Source organism: Paenibacillus sp. FSL E2-0151, from assembly GCF_037993015.1.
Taxonomy (GTDB): Bacteria; Bacillota; Bacilli; order Paenibacillales; family Paenibacillaceae; genus Paenibacillus; species Paenibacillus amylolyticus.
Genome location: NZ_CP150308.1, coordinates 4,624,419 through 4,640,978, shown reverse-complemented (window position 1 = coordinate 4,640,978; position 16,560 = coordinate 4,624,419). Strand labels below are relative to the sequence as shown.

Below are 16,560 nucleotides of genomic sequence, written 5' to 3'. Positions count from 1 at the left end.
GTCATCGGAGTGGTCAGTATAAACATTCTTTAGTTAAAATATCAAGCATCCTCAGGAGGTCGTCTTTCATGAAAAAAAATAAAAAATTAATCCTGCCGCTTGTCAGTATGCTGGTGATGTCCATCCTGCTGTCAGCTTGCGGCGGTGGGGATAACACGTCATCTGGAGAGAACGGCTCCTCGGGTTCAGGTAAAGTTACAATCAGCTTCATGCACTGGCGTGGAGAAGATGTGGAAGCACTGAACAAAACCATTGACGCTTTTGAGACAGCAAATCCGAACATTAAAGTGGAGATGCAGACGCTGCCTTCCGATCAATATCAGTCCACCGTACAATCCAAAATCAGTGACGGTTCGGTAGGAGATGTATTTGCCTCCTTCCCGGGTGCACAGTTCGAAGCTTTCACCAAAGCCGGCTTGTTCACGGACCTGACCGGATCATCGTTTCTGTCGGCCTACAATTCCAAGCTGATTGAATCAGGACAGCACGATGGCAAGCAATATGCGATCCCGTATCAACTCGTATATAACGATCCAATTTATAATGTAAAGCTGTTTGAACAATACGGCTTGACGCCGCCGACCGATTGGGAAGGCTTCCTGGCACTTTGCCAGAAGCTGAAAGACAATGGCATCATTCCGATTGCCTTTGCCGGAGCGGACATTGGCCCAGGACAATTCATGAATACGATGGTGATGAACAATGCACCGAGTGACGACATTTTTACCAAAGTAGAAGCGGGCGAAGCCAAACTGACGGATGAGTTCTGGGTGAAAACGTTGACTCAAATCAAGGAACTGAACGATAAAGGTTACTTCCAACAGGATGCACTGGGTACGAAAGACCCTGCGGCGGGCGCACTGTTTATCCAAGAGAAAGCAGCGATGCTGGCAAGTGGATCGTATCAATTGGCTCAGAACAAGCAGCAGAATCCTAATCTGGAGCAAAAACTGCTTGCACCGATTACAGTAAGTGCAGATCAAGCGAAGTATGAAGGAGTGCATACTACTACGTTCATGCTCGCGGTGAACAGCAAGTCAAAACATCCGGAAGAAGCGAAGAAGTTCCTCGAATTCCTTAGCAATCCCGATGTAGCGAGTGACTATGCCAACCAAACGGGACAAAATGTAACGGTGAATGGTGTGAAGTACGATACGCCTGAGCTTCAGGTAGCCGGAGAATGGGCAACCAAAAAGACCGTGTTCCAGCCACGGTTCACCATCCTGAACGGAGATAATCAAAAAGCAGTAACCAACTCCATTCAGGCTGTACTGAGCGGCACTTCTCCGGAAGAAGCAGCACAGCAGGCACAAGCGATCATTGATCAGCATATCGGGAAATAAACGATGAAAAACCGTCTTCAGCTATCCCTGTTTCTGATCCCCGGGTTGCTGCTGTACGTTGGATTGTTCGTATTTCCTACATTGACGGGGCTGTTCTATTCCTTTACGGACTGGGATGGGGTATCCCCGTCGTATGCATTTGTAGGGCTGGATAATTACAAGGACAGTCTCAGCAGCATCGTATTCCGCAAAGCCTTTGGCAACAACGTGGAGTTCATGTTAACGGTTGTTATTGCACAAACCTTTATTTCACTTGTCCTGGCCCTGCTCTTGGTACGTAATACCAAGACACGCATTGTGCTTCGGGCATTGTATTTCCTGCCTGCGATTCTGTCCTCCGTATCGGTTGGACTGATCTGGGCATTTATGTATGATCCATCTATCGGACTAATCAACTATGGACTGAATGAAGCGGGCATGAGCAGCATCGCTCGTAACTGGATTGGTGATCCCAAGATCGCCATCTATTCCATCGCTGCGGTACAAGTCTGGGCCCATGCCGGACAGATGATGATTGTATTCATCGCAGGTCTGCAAGGCATCCCGGCAGAACTGTATGAAGCGGCTCGCATGGATGGCGGCAGCAAATGGCAGGTATTTCGTACCGTGACCTGGCCACTGCTGGCACCTTCGGCAACGATTGTTGTGGCCTATACGACCATTCAGTCGTTCAAGGCATTTGACCTCATTTTTACCATGACGGACGGAGGCCCGAACTACGCAACTGAAATTTTGACAACATATATCTATCATACCGCCTTTGGCAGCTATTCATTTGGTCTGGCTTCTGCCGGTTCCATGATCTTCCTGGTGTTGCTCGCGCTCTTGACGCTGTTGCAGTTCAAGGCACTGCGTGCCGACCGGGTAAGTTATTGAGGTTGATGTTGGAGCATTCATCCTGCAATCGAGGCAGAAGGGAGTTCACATGTTTTTAAAATGGTTCAATCGCCTGATCTTATTGGTGTACGCGCTGCTGATTCTGGTGCCGCTGTACTTTGTATTTGTATCCTCGTTCAAAACAAGCAGCAACTTCTTCACCAGTCCGTTCAGCTGGCCGGACCCGTTTACGTGGGATAACATCACTGGCATGTTCCGCAATCAGCCGATGTGGCAATATTTCGGAAACAGTCTGGTCGTGACGCTTGGTACGGTTGCCATTGAGTTATTGCTGAGTAGCATGATTGCTTATGCCATTGTCCGCTGGGGCGGCAGTGTAGGAAAAATCGTGTTTGCTCTGTACGTAGCAGGGTTGATCGTTCCATCCCAAGTGAGTATGCTGCCAATCTATTCCCTCACGCGTACACTCGGGTGGTCGGACAGTCTCACGGGATTGATTGTCGTATCCGCGGCTATGCTGATGCCTGTCTCAGTATTTATGCTGACAGGTTTCATGCGCATGCTCAATTCGGAGATTCTGGAAGCGGGCAGTATGGATGGAGCAAGCGAGTGGAGACTCTATACGCGGATTGCACTGCCACTGGCTGCACCTTCGCTGGCTGCAACGGCTACGTTCCTGCTCGTCATGGTCTGGAATGACTTGCTTATTCCGATGCTGATGCTCAGCAGTAAGTCCAAGCTCACTTTACCGCTCGCACTTATGCAGTTCCGCGGGGAATACGTGACGAACTATCCGATGATGCTTACGGGTGTGCTGGTAACGGCCATTCCGATGATTGCGTTGTTCCTTCTACTCCAGCGTTACTTTGTAGCAGGTCTGACAGCGGGTTCACTCAAGGGGTGAGGTATCGCAGAAATCGGAAGGAAAAGCTTATTTTGCATTGATTTCTGGAGCATTCTGCATAATAATGATTTAGTGTCAGAATGACTACATAGAGATCAAGGGAGCTATAAGTGATGAGCAAACTGGAAGTATTGCGGAATCCCAAGCAGCGCAAGCTGCTGTTCAGTGCCGGCATGAGCTGGCTGTTTGATGCGATGGAAGTTGGTATGATCTCCTTTATCGTGGCTGCACTCGCCAAGGAATGGAGTCTCAGTCCCGGACAAGTCGGCGTGCTTACGAGTATTAACTCGATCGGTATGGCGCTCGGTGCTTTGCTTGCAGGTGCACTTGCGGACCGTTTTGGACGGAAGGCCATACTGATGTGGACCTTGTTAATCTTTACGATTGCAAGCGGTCTGTCTGCATTGGCGACTGGATTCGCCGTATTGTGTGCACTGCGTCTGGTTGCGGGTATTGGACTTGGCGGAGAGCTGCCCGTGGCATCCACACTGGTATCGGAGTCGATGCCTACAGCGGAACGGGGACGTGCCGTTGTATTATTGGAAAGTTTCTGGGCAGGGGGCTGGATTGTATCCGCGCTCATTGCCAACTTTGTCATCCCGGAGTACGGATGGAGAATTGCTTTTGCCATTGGTGCGCTTCCGGCGTTCTATGCACTGTATCTGCGTCGTGCCATTCAGGACCCGCCGCGGTACAAGAATCATACCAAGCTTCATAAAATCACGTTCCGCGAAAAAGTGGCTACCGTCTGGTCAGCACCACATCGCCGTACAACGTTGATGCTCTGGATTTTGTGGTTTACCGTCATTTTCTCTTATTATGGAATGTTCCTGTGGCTACCTTCGGTTGTTATGGCAAAAGGATTCACGTTGGTTAAAAGCTTCCAATACGTGCTGATCATGACGATTGCACAGTTGCCAGGTTACTTCACCGCAGCGTACTTCATTGAACGTTACGGGCGCAAGTTCGTACTGGTTGTGTACCTTACCTTGACTGCATTCAGTGCGATTGCGTTTGGATTGGCTACAACGGAAGCCACGATCCTGACCGCAGGAATCTGTCTTTCCTTCTTCAATCTGGGAGCCTGGGGTGGTCTGTACGCCTACAGCCCGGAATTGTATCCGACTTCCGTTCGTTCGACAGGTGTTGGCCTTGCCACATCGGTTGGCCGAATCGGTGGCGTACTGGCTCCATTAATGGTCGGTATGCTGGTTCAACGCGAAGTGGCAATCAGCCTGATTTTCACGATTTTCTTCGTGACAATCCTCATTGGCGCAGCGGCTGTACTGTTCTGGGGCCGGGAAACGAAGGGTCAGGAACTTGCTGAGTAATTGTCAATAAATACAACGCAACTTTTGTACAGGTCTGCCTGCCTACGGAAAAACGGGTTAGACAAGCGGTATATGGTTGATACAAGAAGGGGCATGACCATGGTGTGACCATGGGCTCATGCCTCTTTTTGTTATGTTCAGCTTCGTTTTTTCACTGCGTCATCGGTCCGATAGACTTCGTTTTTTCTATATCCTATAATGACACTCGGGATGTCCAACTGTGAGGATTCAGGGGAAAGAAGTGGGATCTGGATTCAGAAAAGTGGAGGGTAACGAAAAGATGAAGATCAAGCGTGAAATGGATCAAATGCGTGAATTCAATGAAAACAATACGATGGGTGAAGCGACTCGAGCGAATAGCATAAATGGAAGCCACAACAACGTGATTGACATGGTGCGAGTACATGGGAATAACAACATACATGTAATGTACAGCGATAATAACATTAATGGACGTAGTGAGATAAACGGAATGTATGATGTGTATGTTGTGGATGAAAGTAAACCTACGAAAGAGATGGAGGTCACCAATATTATGAATAACATGACGATTACGAAAAATATGGAGTACACGGGCAGTGAGGATGTACGGATTAGAGTCGGTAGCACAAATGAGGGGTCTGATATGCAGTTGGGTGCTGACTTCATAGAGCCTATCACCGTTAGTCGAAAAGTAACCCATCGGAGAGGGAGAAAGGCAGGCAAAAGAGCAGGACGAGTGGGTATGCTTCTCGGTACTTGTGCGATGGCTGTCGGGTTGACCGTAGCAGCACCTTCTGCGGGGGCACAGAAGCTGGAACAAGGCGTTCGCAGTGAACATGTGCTGCAATTGCAGGAGCAATTAAGTGACCTGGGGTATTTTGATGCGGGAATGACCGGTTATTACGGTTCGATTACCAAAAGCGCTGTCCGCAAGTTCCAGCAGGCGCAGGGACTGAGTGCAGACGGCGTTGCAGGTCCAGCAACACTGAACAGACTGAACAAAAAGGCCAAAGCCGAAGGCGAGACGTTACGCCAGTTGGCGAAGCTGATCCACGGTGAAGCGCGCGGAGAATCTTTTGAAGGGCAAGTCGCTGTAGGAGCGGTTGTGTTGAATCGGGTACATTCGAGTGAATTCCCGTCATCGATCTCGAAGGTCATTTTCCAGAAAGGTCAGTTCACGGCGGTGGACGATGGCCAGTTTAATACCAAGCCGACGGCGACCTCTTATAAGGCAGCACGCAAAGCATTAAATGGTGTTGATCCGACGAATGGAGCGCTGTATTATTACAATCCGAAGATTGCGACTTCGGTATGGAGTAAGAGCAGGCCAACGTTGCTGACGATTGGTCAGCATGATTTTACGAGATGAGATAGTTTGAGATATTAAATAAATCAAAGGCATCCTTTTAAAACAACAAGTGACCCCGGCTGTATGCTGCTCATCTGCAGGTACGTGACCGGGGTTTAATATTACTTCTGGAACGTGAAAGGAATATTTAACGAAGTAGGCTCTACAATGGTTTCTCCAGTGTCGTAGTCATAGATTCTATTGAAAACCAATTCAATGGATTCCAGCTTGTCGGGGTCATCTGTATAGACTAAACCATAGCCCATGTTATCCATGACTACACCGTCATATTGATGATAAACATAGGGTTTCCTCATGAAATTACGGTCTGCTGAAATTGGTTTACCGGTGTTCGGATGAATGGAATTCAAACCGTAAAATCCGATATTTTGATCCGTTGTATTTTCTACACTGTAGATGATTTTGATATACGTCATATCAGGACCAATATCTTCTTGGTTCAGAATAGAAATGTTTTTACTAGTATCATTTGGTATATCACTAGCTTCTAATAATTGTACATCCATCATGTGAATAGTTAATGGGCCGAATTCAATACTTTGCTTCAGAGGGACAGTTTTTAACAATTTTAAATGTCCTCCATAATCAAATGTACCTGTATCTCCGGATTTGGATAGAAGTGGTGGTAGTGCGCTTTCAAGAAGCTTGTCTTGTAGAATTTTAGCAGCCTGCTCAAATTGATTATAGTCTGGATCATATCCTTTGTATGTTCGTTCAGAACGGAAAGGCTTTAAACCGGATTCCAAGACTAGTTCAGAATAAGCAGGATGAGGTTGTAACGGATTGACTTGAAGTTGTGTAGATGTGGCATCATTGGAGCTGTCTGAACCGCCCAACAGTGCGAGAGCGAGCAATAGATGAACAATAAACATAAGAAGCGGCACCCTTTCTCATAGACCCTACTAATTTAAATACGTTTTATTTATAATCATAACAAACCAGATCATAGTCACCCATGAGAATTTCGACCCAACTTCAGGTAATAGCATATTGACAAGTTTTGATCTGATCTAGTAGCAAGGGCCTATTCTAGATAAGGTGGTTCAATCAGATTGGAGAAATTCGGATTATTAGTATATAAATTAAAGTCAGGGTGAGTAAAAATGAAGTTGCTAAAGACCTCATTAGTTATAGTTCCACTAGTGGTCATCGCTTCTTTTACATGGTATGGCTCTTATAAGAGTGATATGAAGCAGCTGGAGGATGACTTGAGAACATATTTAACCGCCGAAAAAGGAATAGATGGAAATAAGATTATAAGCATCACTGCTCGTCGAAGCAAAATGCCGATGTATCCTGTTGTCGTCAAATTCAAGGACAATCCGCAGGAATATATCTACTATAGAGCAGATGAATGGATTCAGCTGACGCCTGATCCGCATGAATAATTCAATCATACGTACTAAGATAATAGAGGATAATATGCAACACCATTGGATTTACCCATCCAATCCTGTACAATGAATAACGACAAAAACAAAGGTAGATTAAGGATGGATTAGCACGATGAGAATTATAATATCACCAGCTAAAAAGATGAAGATCGACACCGATTTGATGGCTATCGCGCAGATGCCGCAATTTATACATGAGTCAGAACAGCTATTGAGTCTGCTTCAAAAGTTATCCTATGACGAACTGAAAGTGATGTGGAAGTGTAACGATGCAATCGCTGAACAGAACGTGGAGCGGATTCGGAATATGAATATAAGAGCAAATCTTACGCCAGCCATTTATGCCTACGAGGGCATTCAGTATCAATATATGGCACCGGGCGTTTTTCAAAATGAGGAACTGGCGTATCTTCAGCAGCATTTACGCATATTATCCGGTTTTTATGGCATTTTACGGCCCTTGGATGGCGTTACGCCGTATCGGTTGGAGATGCAGGGTAAGCTGCAAGGTCCAGGTTTCAAATCGCTCTATCAATTCTGGGGCAGCAAATTGGCGGATCAACTTCAATCTGAAAGCAATTGTATTCTAAATTTGGCTTCCAAAGAGTATAGCAAGAACATCACGCCTTTCCTGAAGGAGGAAACCCGGTTGATCACTTGTGTATTCGGACAAATGGTCGATGGGAAACTTGTTGAAAAGGCAACCCGGGCCAAGATGGCTAGAGGTGAGATGGTACGATATATGGCTGAGCGGAAGATTACAGATGTGGAGGATATAAGAGACTTTGATCGGTTAGGTTTTGTTTTTTCAGAAGAGAAGTCGGATGAGTGTACTTATGTATTTATATATTCAGAGGGACAGTAGCCTGTTGCACAATGGTTTATAAATTTTGGTTTGTATAGGTTACGCATTCGTAAAATGCCATCAAATAATTTGATGGCTTTTTTTTTGTAAGACTAAGGCAGTCTTGTTCGGAATATGTTTGTATCTACAGAGGTCTACAGGAAGTGACGCCGAATATCCTTGAAACCTAATATGAATTTACAAAGTATATATAAAGAAGGATATAATTAGTTGTTATTTATAAATTTGTACTCGGTTACATCCAAAGAGGGGAGGACGAATATGCCATTTATTGGGGGAATCATTTTAATCTTGATCCTAGCATTTATTCTATGGGCATTAATGATCCCGCTATTCAATAAAATAGGTAGTAGAATTCTGAAGAAATACAATAAATTCAAACAAGAGGAGAATGGTGATGAAAAATTCAAAGACGTTTAGAGTAGGGGCAATTACAGTTGCATTCGTTATTATTGTAGGAGTATTACTGGTGACCTTCTTTTTAACACGAATTCCTAATGGATATGTTGGGGTCGTTTATTCACCCAATGGAGGCGTAAAAGATAGCACACTGAGTCAAGGGTGGAAACTCGTTGGAGCGTTTGATAAAGTGACGAAATATCCGATCCGAATTCAAACGGTGGAATACAGAGATATTCAGATTGCTACTTCTGACGGGAAAAACATCACAATCGATTTTGCTTACAACTACCAAGTAGAACCAAGTAAAGTATCTTCTATCTTTAATACATTTGGGCCAATTAGCATTCAAGAAATTGAGGATACATATCTCAAAACACGTTTCCGTGACGCAGCTCGTAAAGGTATCTCCAAGTTTACAGTCATTGATGTGTATGGTGAAAAGTCATCCGAAGCAGGAGTAGACGTGCAACAACGTTTTTCTGATGACGTTAAAGATTTAGGCTTTATTGTATCAAACGTTACTGTAGGTGTTCCTCAACCTGACGCTAAGACTCAGGAAGCAATCGATAAGCGTGTTGAAGCTTCTCAAGAACTGGAACGTAAAACGACTGAACTTGAGATCGCCAAAAAAGAAGCAGATCGTAAGCGCGTGGAAGCGCAAGGTAATGCAGACAAACTATTGATCGAAGCAGAAGGTCAAGCTAAAGCAAATAAAGAGCTTCAACAATCATTATCGAGTCAACTCGTTGAATATGAAACCATCAAGAAATGGGATGGAGCCCTTCCATATGTAAGTGGGTCAAACACGCCAATGATTCAATTACCGGGTACTAAAGTAGAGCAAAATAGTGGCGCGGGAAGCGTATCTCCCTAATTAGTGGTTTGAAGTGCACGTCTTACTTTCTTAACAAATTAATGTGTTGAATTCTAATGAACAAGCCGGTCCAATCCTGTACAATGGATAACGACAAAAACAACGGTAGATTAAGGATGGATCAGCACGATGAGAATTATTATATCACCAGCTAAAAAGATGAAGATCGATACCGATCTTATGGCTATCGCGCAGATGACGCATTTTATAAACGAGTCAGAACAGCTATTGAGTCTGCTTCAAGAGTTATCCTATGATGAACTCAAAACGTTGTGGAAGTGTAACGATGCAATTGCCGAACAGAATGTGGAGCGGATTCGGAATATGAATATAAAAGCAAATTGGCCAAACACAGAAAAACGTAAGACACGTTTGGTTTCGCAATAGTTACTTTCCGTTGGCTTGCAACCTTCGCATTACTTTAACCGTCTAATAAGTACTTTTGGAAAGGAGAGGAAGACATTGAAATCTATATTGTCTGTTTTCATTTTGATTCTTATGGTTACAGGTTGTAGCGGTAAAGGTGACCATTCTAACAATTCAACAGAACAGCAAGACGCTCTAAAGACGTCTGAGGCTATTGTCCTTGCAAAGCAGGAGTCAAAGGGACAGAAGAAAATTCTGCTTGCATTAGACACAAAAAATCCCGAGTTACAGTCAAACCTAAAAGAAATTACGGGTCAAACCGTTCAGGAGATTTTAAAAAAAAATAAATATAACTTAGAATGGCTAGACCTAAAAGACATCTCACTAGAAAAAAAAGATTTTAATGCTCTGGAGATTGGGGTGAAAATCAATTATGTTGCTGAAAAAGAACATCTTGATACTGTTCCTCCAACATCTATTGCCAAAGAAATAAATATAGCAGAATAAAATTGAAAAAAAGCGATCTAGCTAGATCGCTTTTTTGAATTAGTTCTTACAATTATTTAGCTGTATCTGATGTATATGGAGTCCAATCCCCACCATAGGCTTTTGCATTAGAAATATGCGAGAATCTTGCAAACGAAGCGCCGTCACCAGATCTGTGTATGCCAATCAAAACTCCGTTATACCACCAAGTTCCTCCGCTATCGCCTCCAAGAGAAACAACATCAGCCTCCATATACCCACTGTTTCCTATTGAGGTGATGTTTTTTGCTGTAACTGATCCGCAGCTAAAACCGCTAGTTGCCCCAGATAAACAAACATTGTCACCTACATTGAGGGAATTTGTACTTGTTTGATAAGAAGTGATTTTGCTATCCGTCCAAGAATATTTATAGACGTAGTTAGAAATTTTTTTAGTAGACGGTACTTTGATAACACCTACGTCGGCATAGTTTCCGTTATAAGAAAAATGCTCTGTTCCAACTAATGAACCGCCTTGGTATGCATTATTGGTATTCCATGATTCGAGACAATGTGCAGCTGTGATAATAAAGCGATCACTACTCTTTGTGGCCAAGGTTCCTATTGTACAATAGTTTATAGAATTTGTAGAGTTTGTTGCAGTATCAGCGATAAGTAATCCACCAACCATAGTGTCAAGCTTAGTGTTTCTTGCATCCAGTTTTTCATTCGACTTGCCAGTCACTATTTTATAAATATTATCATTTTCTACAGTTAGCGCCTTAATTGGGCTAGATGCCATTAACTTCGTTGCATTCGTACTGTCGGCAAGTTGAATCTCAACCACATTTTCTTTTACTCTTACAGCAACAGTTTCGAAAGGAATCCCAAGCTGCTTACTTTCATTTATCACAGATTCATAGGCGCTTACAAGTTCGGCCTCTGAGAAATTTACTTTCTTGATTTCTAAATATTCTGCTGGGACAAGCGCTTCAATTGCTTTTTTAATTTCTTTGACTTCTTCATTTTCTACCGAGAAACCAATAACAAATTTTAATCCGTTTTCTTTTTCCTGATGAAATGTTCCAATATCACTATATTTTTCTATTATGTCATTATTTGGACCTTTTGCAGATACTACACCATTTTTAGTGAGTAAGTTTGATATTTGGGGTCCATACTTATTCATAAGCTCATCTCTTTCTTGAATGTATCTTTCCTCTTCTTCAGTGAGCGCTATACTATATTTTGGAATAGTATCTCTTGCATTAGAAGAATTTAATGCGTTCATGATAGCCTGATTGGAATAATCGAGGTTATTTGACTTTCGGTATCGCTGATGTTTTTGAACTATTTCCTCATTAAATTCAAGTTCGCGAGCCATCTCATCTTCTGGAAATGTAACAATTGGAGATATATCCTTTATATCGCTAACTATAGACTCCGAAAGGGGGGACTGTTTTGTGTCATCTGCACCATAAACTTCTGAGGAAGTGCTGCCTGCAAAGAGGGAAAGTAAAAGACCAAAACTAAGAAGCATAGATCGTTTCTTCAATTTTATATAACCTCCTTATATTAATTTAGATCTATTATGGATTTTTTTGTTTATATTTTGAATAGGAAGAAATACCTGATTAAGTGACAAAATACTACATTATATAACATTTAACAAAGGTGGAAATATGATACTTAATACAGGTCAGAGTCGAATATCTTTGAGCGTACACGCTAAATTTATTGTAGCGAGTCGATAGACGGCGGTTTTTTGACTATATTAAAGAAGCATTCTATTAAATGACGTTATTATATGGGTTTTATAAGAATGATATGACAAAACTTGGAGATGATTTTTGATGTGGTCAAATGTTGAAAGGGGTATGGATAAACATGGTATTATTAGTATTACTGCTCGTCGCAGTAAAACGACACAGTATCCTGTAGTCGTCAAAATGAAGGATAACCCCCTTCACTTATAGAGGAGAGCAATGAGTACAACTTATGCCTAATCCATATTCAAAAACCAATTGAACTTTTCGAGTTGTAATGAACGCGCTAGACATTGGATTCGCCTGCCCAATCCTGTACAATGGATAACGACAAAAACAACGGTAGATTAAGGATGGATTAGCACGATGAGAATTATCATATCACCAGCTAAAAAGATGAAGATTGATACCGATCTTATGGCTATCGCGCAGATGCCGCAGTTTATAAACGAGTCAGAACAGCTAATGAGTCTGCTTCAAGAGTTATCCTATGACGAACTCAAAGCGATGTGGAAGTGTAACGATGCAATCGCCGAACAGAACGTGGAACGGATTCAGAATATGAATATAAAGGAAAATCTTACATAGCCATCTATGCCTATGAGGGCATTCAGTATCAATATATGGCTCCGGGTGTTTTTCAAAATGAGGAATTAGAGTATCTTCAGCAGCATTTACGTATTTTATCCGGTTTTTATGGCATGTTGCGGCCTTTGGATGGGGTTACCCCTTATCGGTTGGAGATGCAGGGCAAGTTACAAGGTCCGGGCTTCAAATCGCTCTATCAATTCTGGGGCAGCAAGTTGGCAGATCAACTTCAAGCGGACAGCAACTGTATTCTTAATTTGGCTTCCAAAGAGTATAGCAAAAATATTTTACCTTTTCTGAGTGAGGAAACCCGGTTCATTACTTGTGTATTCGGACAAATGGTCAATGGGAAGCTTGTTGAAAAGGCAACCTGGGCCAAGATGGCCAGAGGTGAAATGGTACGTTATATGGCAGAGCATAAGATTACAGATGTGAGGGATGTAAGAAACTTTGATCGGTTGAATTTCGCTTTTTCAGAAGAACGATCCGACGAGAGTACGTTTGTTTTTATACAAGCAGAGGTACAGTAGCTGCTGTGCGCTGATCATGTACCAGAATGATAACTATTTGATTCAATTAAAAGTCGCCAACTGGCGGCTTTTTTATTTTTCAGATATTAAATCTAAGTCCTAATCAAAATAGGAATATATTTTGTATCAGGATAATGACAGGTTATATTTTAAATTGTTATCTGAGATATAAAAGGAAAAAAGTCCCTGAATTTAGGGACTAATTTACTATGTCCTAAAATAAGGAAAATGACGATAATGATTTATTAGGCTCCATTTATACATCTGTTGAGGGAGTAAATGGATAAAAAACATAAAGGAGGAATATGAATTCCATGAGTTTAAGAAAAGGTTTTATTGTTTTTCTGATGGCTTTGTTGTTGATTGGAACCATGTATCCGACTAGCGGTTATGCGCTTTCGGACCAATCGGATGCCATAATAACAAGTGAAAGTAGCGCGGAGAATGTTGATGTTTCTATGGAGGAATCAGCTTTAACAGACGGCGAGAATCTAGATGTTATTGATCCGGATGTCTACGAAGAACCAGAAGGTGTAGATGAAGTTATCGAAGAAGCAGAAGATGAAGCGACGGTTACTGATGATACATACGGGGAAAACTCTTTCTCTCCTCAAGCTATGGCCATGGCAGACGGAACTTTGACCATGAGTCCCGGAGATTCCTATACGTTCACGAATAACGGAAGTGCCGCAAGATCGTTAAGTACCAATGCCGCGACTTCAAGAAGCAGTGCATACGATTACGTTATTTATAGACCAGATGGCAGCATCATGGGCGAGAACATGGACTCTACTAGTGGTTTATCAGTAGGTTCAGGTTATACAGCAGTGATCACCTCGACGGGTCAGAATCCGTTTACAGTGACAATTCGTTCAGAATTTTCCTACAGTGTATCAGCTAACCCTGCCATGCTTAGGGTTACGTTATCCAAAGGAGAGAGCTATCGATACTTTAATGAAGGGACACAGTCAAGAGTTTTAAGTGCCGATACTTCCACAGCTCAGGACAGGAAGATAGATTACGCTTCATACAAAGAAGATGGTAGTCTTGTAGCTTCCAATTTCGAAACGACTGGGAAACCTTCACTTGCGGGAGGGAACGAAATCATTATTACTGGTGCGGGCTCACAGCCTGTTAGTGTTGGTTTTCCCTATGAAGTCTATACCGGTGAATGGAGCGATGAGCCAGCCTATACGCGTACAACGCTATATCAGGGAGATAGCTACCAGTTCACTAATATCAGTTCCAAATCCGATGCACTCCAAACGGATGGAACGACCAAAGATAAGCATGATTACGTTGTTTATCTTCCGGATGGAACGGAAAGTTCTACAGGGACGAATACGACCACTAAACCTACTGTAGCAGCAGGAAGAACCGCCGTTGTAACTTTGGTTACAGCAACGCCTGTAACATATGGTGTGCCCTATCGGACATTTGATGTCCAAAAAGCCGGTGGCGATGCAATTACTCGAATCACTGTATATCCTGGAGAATCTATGATTTTCAGTAATAATGGTTCGTTGGCCAATCCGATAAAAAACAATGCCAGCAGTACCAATGGAGCCCTTTTTGACTATGTTCTTTATACAGCAGAAAACGTCGTTCATTCGGATGGATTCAACAAAAATACAAATCCGATCATTCGTTCACAAGGTTACGCAGTCGTGACTGTAGTTGGGCAAGTCCCAATTGAGTTTAGTTATACGGATGATTTCTCGGTTGAAGAAAGCATGGAACCTGCGTACCATCGCGTAACACTCAAACAGGGAGAAAGCGTGACATTTTGGAATAACACTACTGATCGGGAATATCTCGACAGTGATGCGTCCACCACCCAAGGGCGGATTTTTCGTATTGTCAGGTTAGCCAGTAATTACTGGTTGGCCTTTTTTTGTGGTCGTTTTACGATGGGGGAAGCCGGGAGAACGTGGCGGTTTTAGGGGCTAGGACCTCGTAACAAAAACAGTTCTCCCACGACCTCCAAAAGACCATGTTTGGGCTGGTAGGGGCAGTTGACCCCGTATAACAAGCGAAGCTATGGGTTTGGAACCATCGTGGAAAGGACCGGCGAAACGAAAGATAAGGAGTGAGGGCATGGAACCTGTTGTTGGTGTAGATGTCGCTAAAGGTTCAAGTGTGATACAGGCGTTTCAAAAACGAAATGAGCCCGTTGGTAAAGCTATCGTCATTGAGCATGTTGCGAGTGGATTCGAACAATTCACGGAGATGTTAGGGGCCCTTCAAGCCGAAACGGGTGTTGCTCCAGTGGTTGTTTTGGAGGCGACTGGGCATTACCATCGTGCCTTGGTGTCCTGTCTGAATCGGAGTGGCTACACCTACTACATTGTGAATCCCTTGCAATCCAAGCGAGCGAAGGGAACGCAGTTACGCAAAGTTAAAACAGATGCTGCAGATGCTTGGCATCTGGCAGAGATGTACTATCGCGGCGACGTGAAGCCGCATCGAAATTGGGATGAGACGTTTACAGAGCTACAGCATTTGACTCGGCAGCATGAGTTTGTCACGGGAATCTTTGTGCAGGCGAAGCTGAACAGCAGAGCCTTGCTGGAGCAAGTTTTTCCGACGTATGAGCAGATATTTTACAATGTGTTTTCAACAACATCATTGACGGTGCTGTCTCATTGTTTGGAGGGAAGTGTGACGAATTGGAATGAAGTCATTCAGGGTAATTCGGGACGATCCCATTCCAAGCGATGGACCAATGAAAAAGCGAGAAAACTGGAGGAAGTACTGGATGAATGGAGAGAAATTCGGCGTAGCCCCGCTCAAAGCAAGGCACTGCTCGGAATGGTCTCTTTATTGTTGACGATGATTCGGCAACTGGAGGAACTCGAAAAACAAATGGAGGAACTTGCAGAAAATCTGCCTGAAGTCGGACTGGTGAGAAGTATCCCGGGAATTGGAACGAAACTGGCCGCAGCCATTGTAGCTGAACTAGGTGATGTGAAACAGTTTAGTGATGCGAAGCAACTTGTAGCGTTTGCGGGCCTTGACCCAGGGATTTTCAGTTCAGGAAAGTTCACAGCGACAAGTACACGAATTACGAAACGAGGCTCTAAAAGGCTCAGACGTTCACTATATTTAGCGGTGCAATGTGGAATGCGAAAGAATGCGAATGCAAGAATCCGTTCGTACTACGAGAAAAAAAGAAACGAGGGCAAGCCCTACAAGGTGGCCGTGATCGCCTGCGCAAACAAGCTGTTACATCACATTTTCGCCATCTTGCAGAAAGGCCAGCCCTACCAAGTGTAATCCATATTTAACCAAAACCTCCATACCCGTGGAGGTTATTCGTGTTGGTCGGAAAAAGTATACCACGAAAAGAGAACTCATCCAACCAGAAATGCTTGACAAACATTAGCTGGTTTTTGATTACGTCACCTATTATCCAGATGGTACAGAACGCAGTACAAGAAAAGCAACAACGGTTGAACCAGTTGTTTACTATGGAAATAAAGCAGTAATCACAGGTGTATCTGCGGAGCCTGTAACCATAGGGGCGATTTACACCATTTTTGAT

At 43.4% G+C, this 16,560-nt stretch carries 16 protein-coding genes; 14 read left to right on the top strand and 2 right to left on the bottom strand.

Going from position 1 to position 16,560, the window contains the following annotated elements; genetic code table 11:
• The first annotated feature begins 68 nt into the window (after nucleotides 1–68).
• From MHI55_RS20935 to MHI55_RS20915, 5 genes are all read left to right on the top strand, one after another.
• Nucleotides 69–1,343 carry an extracellular solute-binding protein gene (locus MHI55_RS20935; RefSeq protein ID WP_076250925.1) on the top strand — a complete coding sequence of 425 codons (1,275 nt, stop codon included), beginning with the start codon at nucleotides 69–71 and terminating at the stop codon, nucleotides 1,341–1,343.
• Between the two features lie 3 nt (nucleotides 1,344–1,346).
• Nucleotides 1,347–2,219, top strand: a complete 873-nt coding sequence (locus tag MHI55_RS20930) for a sugar ABC transporter permease (RefSeq protein ID WP_017687487.1) — start codon at nucleotides 1,347–1,349, stop codon at nucleotides 2,217–2,219.
• Between the two features lie 49 nt (nucleotides 2,220–2,268).
• Nucleotides 2,269–3,084 carry a carbohydrate ABC transporter permease gene (locus MHI55_RS20925; protein ID WP_076250927.1) on the top strand — a complete coding sequence of 272 codons (816 nt, stop codon included), beginning with the start codon at nucleotides 2,269–2,271 and terminating at the stop codon, nucleotides 3,082–3,084.
• 113 nt (nucleotides 3,085–3,197) lie between these two features.
• The gene (locus MHI55_RS20920; RefSeq protein WP_036614537.1) at nucleotides 3,198–4,415 is read left to right on the top strand and encodes an MFS transporter; all 1,218 of its coding nucleotides are present in this window, start codon (nucleotides 3,198–3,200) and stop codon (nucleotides 4,413–4,415) included.
• A gap of 280 nt (nucleotides 4,416–4,695) precedes the next feature.
• Nucleotides 4,696–5,766, top strand: a complete 1,071-nt coding sequence (locus tag MHI55_RS20915; RefSeq protein WP_256720009.1) for a cell wall hydrolase — start codon at nucleotides 4,696–4,698, stop codon at nucleotides 5,764–5,766.
• 101 nt (nucleotides 5,767–5,867) lie between these two features.
• On the opposite strand, the gene MHI55_RS20910 is transcribed toward MHI55_RS20915, so the two are convergent.
• Nucleotides 5,868–6,638 (bottom strand): hypothetical protein, encoded by a 771-nt coding sequence (locus tag MHI55_RS20910; RefSeq protein WP_076250929.1) that lies wholly within the window; start codon nucleotides 6,636–6,638, stop codon nucleotides 5,868–5,870.
• 231 nt (nucleotides 6,639–6,869) lie between these two features.
• Between MHI55_RS20910 and MHI55_RS20905 the strand changes: the two genes are divergently transcribed.
• The 5 genes from MHI55_RS20905 to MHI55_RS20885 all read left to right on the top strand — a co-directional run bounded on the left by MHI55_RS20905 (nucleotide 6,870) and on the right by MHI55_RS20885 (nucleotide 10,174).
• Complete coding sequence (locus tag MHI55_RS20905; RefSeq protein ID WP_076250931.1) at nucleotides 6,870–7,154, top strand: DUF3139 domain-containing protein; 285 nt, start codon at nucleotides 6,870–6,872, stop codon at nucleotides 7,152–7,154.
• A gap of 118 nt (nucleotides 7,155–7,272) precedes the next feature.
• Entirely contained in the window at nucleotides 7,273–8,025 is a 753-nt protein-coding gene (gene yaaA / locus MHI55_RS20900; protein ID WP_076250933.1) for a peroxide stress protein YaaA, read from the top strand.
• A gap of 397 nt (nucleotides 8,026–8,422) precedes the next feature.
• Nucleotides 8,423–9,301, top strand: coding sequence for a prohibitin family protein (locus tag MHI55_RS20895; protein ID WP_083684427.1), 879 nt, complete (start codon nucleotides 8,423–8,425; stop codon nucleotides 9,299–9,301).
• 129 nt (nucleotides 9,302–9,430) lie between these two features.
• Nucleotides 9,431–9,688 (top strand): peroxide stress protein YaaA, encoded by a 258-nt coding sequence (gene yaaA, locus MHI55_RS20890; RefSeq protein ID WP_076250937.1) that lies wholly within the window; start codon nucleotides 9,431–9,433, stop codon nucleotides 9,686–9,688.
• A 75-nt stretch (nucleotides 9,689–9,763) separates the two neighbouring features.
• Complete coding sequence (locus MHI55_RS20885; protein ID WP_076250938.1) at nucleotides 9,764–10,174, top strand: hypothetical protein; 411 nt, start codon at nucleotides 9,764–9,766, stop codon at nucleotides 10,172–10,174.
• 52 nt (nucleotides 10,175–10,226) lie between these two features.
• On the opposite strand, the gene MHI55_RS20880 is transcribed toward MHI55_RS20885, so the two are convergent.
• Complete coding sequence (locus MHI55_RS20880; RefSeq protein ID WP_076250940.1) at nucleotides 10,227–11,687, bottom strand: S1 family peptidase; 1,461 nt, start codon at nucleotides 11,685–11,687, stop codon at nucleotides 10,227–10,229.
• Between the two features lie 577 nt (nucleotides 11,688–12,264).
• Between MHI55_RS20880 and yaaA (MHI55_RS20875) the strand changes: the two genes are divergently transcribed.
• The 4 genes from yaaA (MHI55_RS20875) to MHI55_RS20860 all read left to right on the top strand — a co-directional run bounded on the left by yaaA (MHI55_RS20875) (nucleotide 12,265) and on the right by MHI55_RS20860 (nucleotide 16,292).
• Nucleotides 12,265–12,486 carry a peroxide stress protein YaaA gene (gene yaaA / locus MHI55_RS20875; RefSeq protein ID WP_256720010.1) on the top strand — a complete coding sequence of 74 codons (222 nt, stop codon included), beginning with the start codon at nucleotides 12,265–12,267 and terminating at the stop codon, nucleotides 12,484–12,486.
• A gap of 35 nt (nucleotides 12,487–12,521) precedes the next feature.
• Nucleotides 12,522–13,016, top strand: coding sequence for a YaaA family protein (locus MHI55_RS20870; protein ID WP_256720011.1), 495 nt, complete (start codon nucleotides 12,522–12,524; stop codon nucleotides 13,014–13,016).
• A gap of 314 nt (nucleotides 13,017–13,330) precedes the next feature.
• Nucleotides 13,331–14,959 (top strand): hypothetical protein, encoded by a 1,629-nt coding sequence (locus MHI55_RS20865; RefSeq protein ID WP_340386780.1) that lies wholly within the window; start codon nucleotides 13,331–13,333, stop codon nucleotides 14,957–14,959.
• Between the two features lie 154 nt (nucleotides 14,960–15,113).
• Entirely contained in the window at nucleotides 15,114–16,292 is a 1,179-nt protein-coding gene (locus MHI55_RS20860; RefSeq protein ID WP_076254983.1) for an IS110 family transposase, read from the top strand.
• The last annotated feature ends 268 nt before the right edge of the window (nucleotides 16,293–16,560 follow it).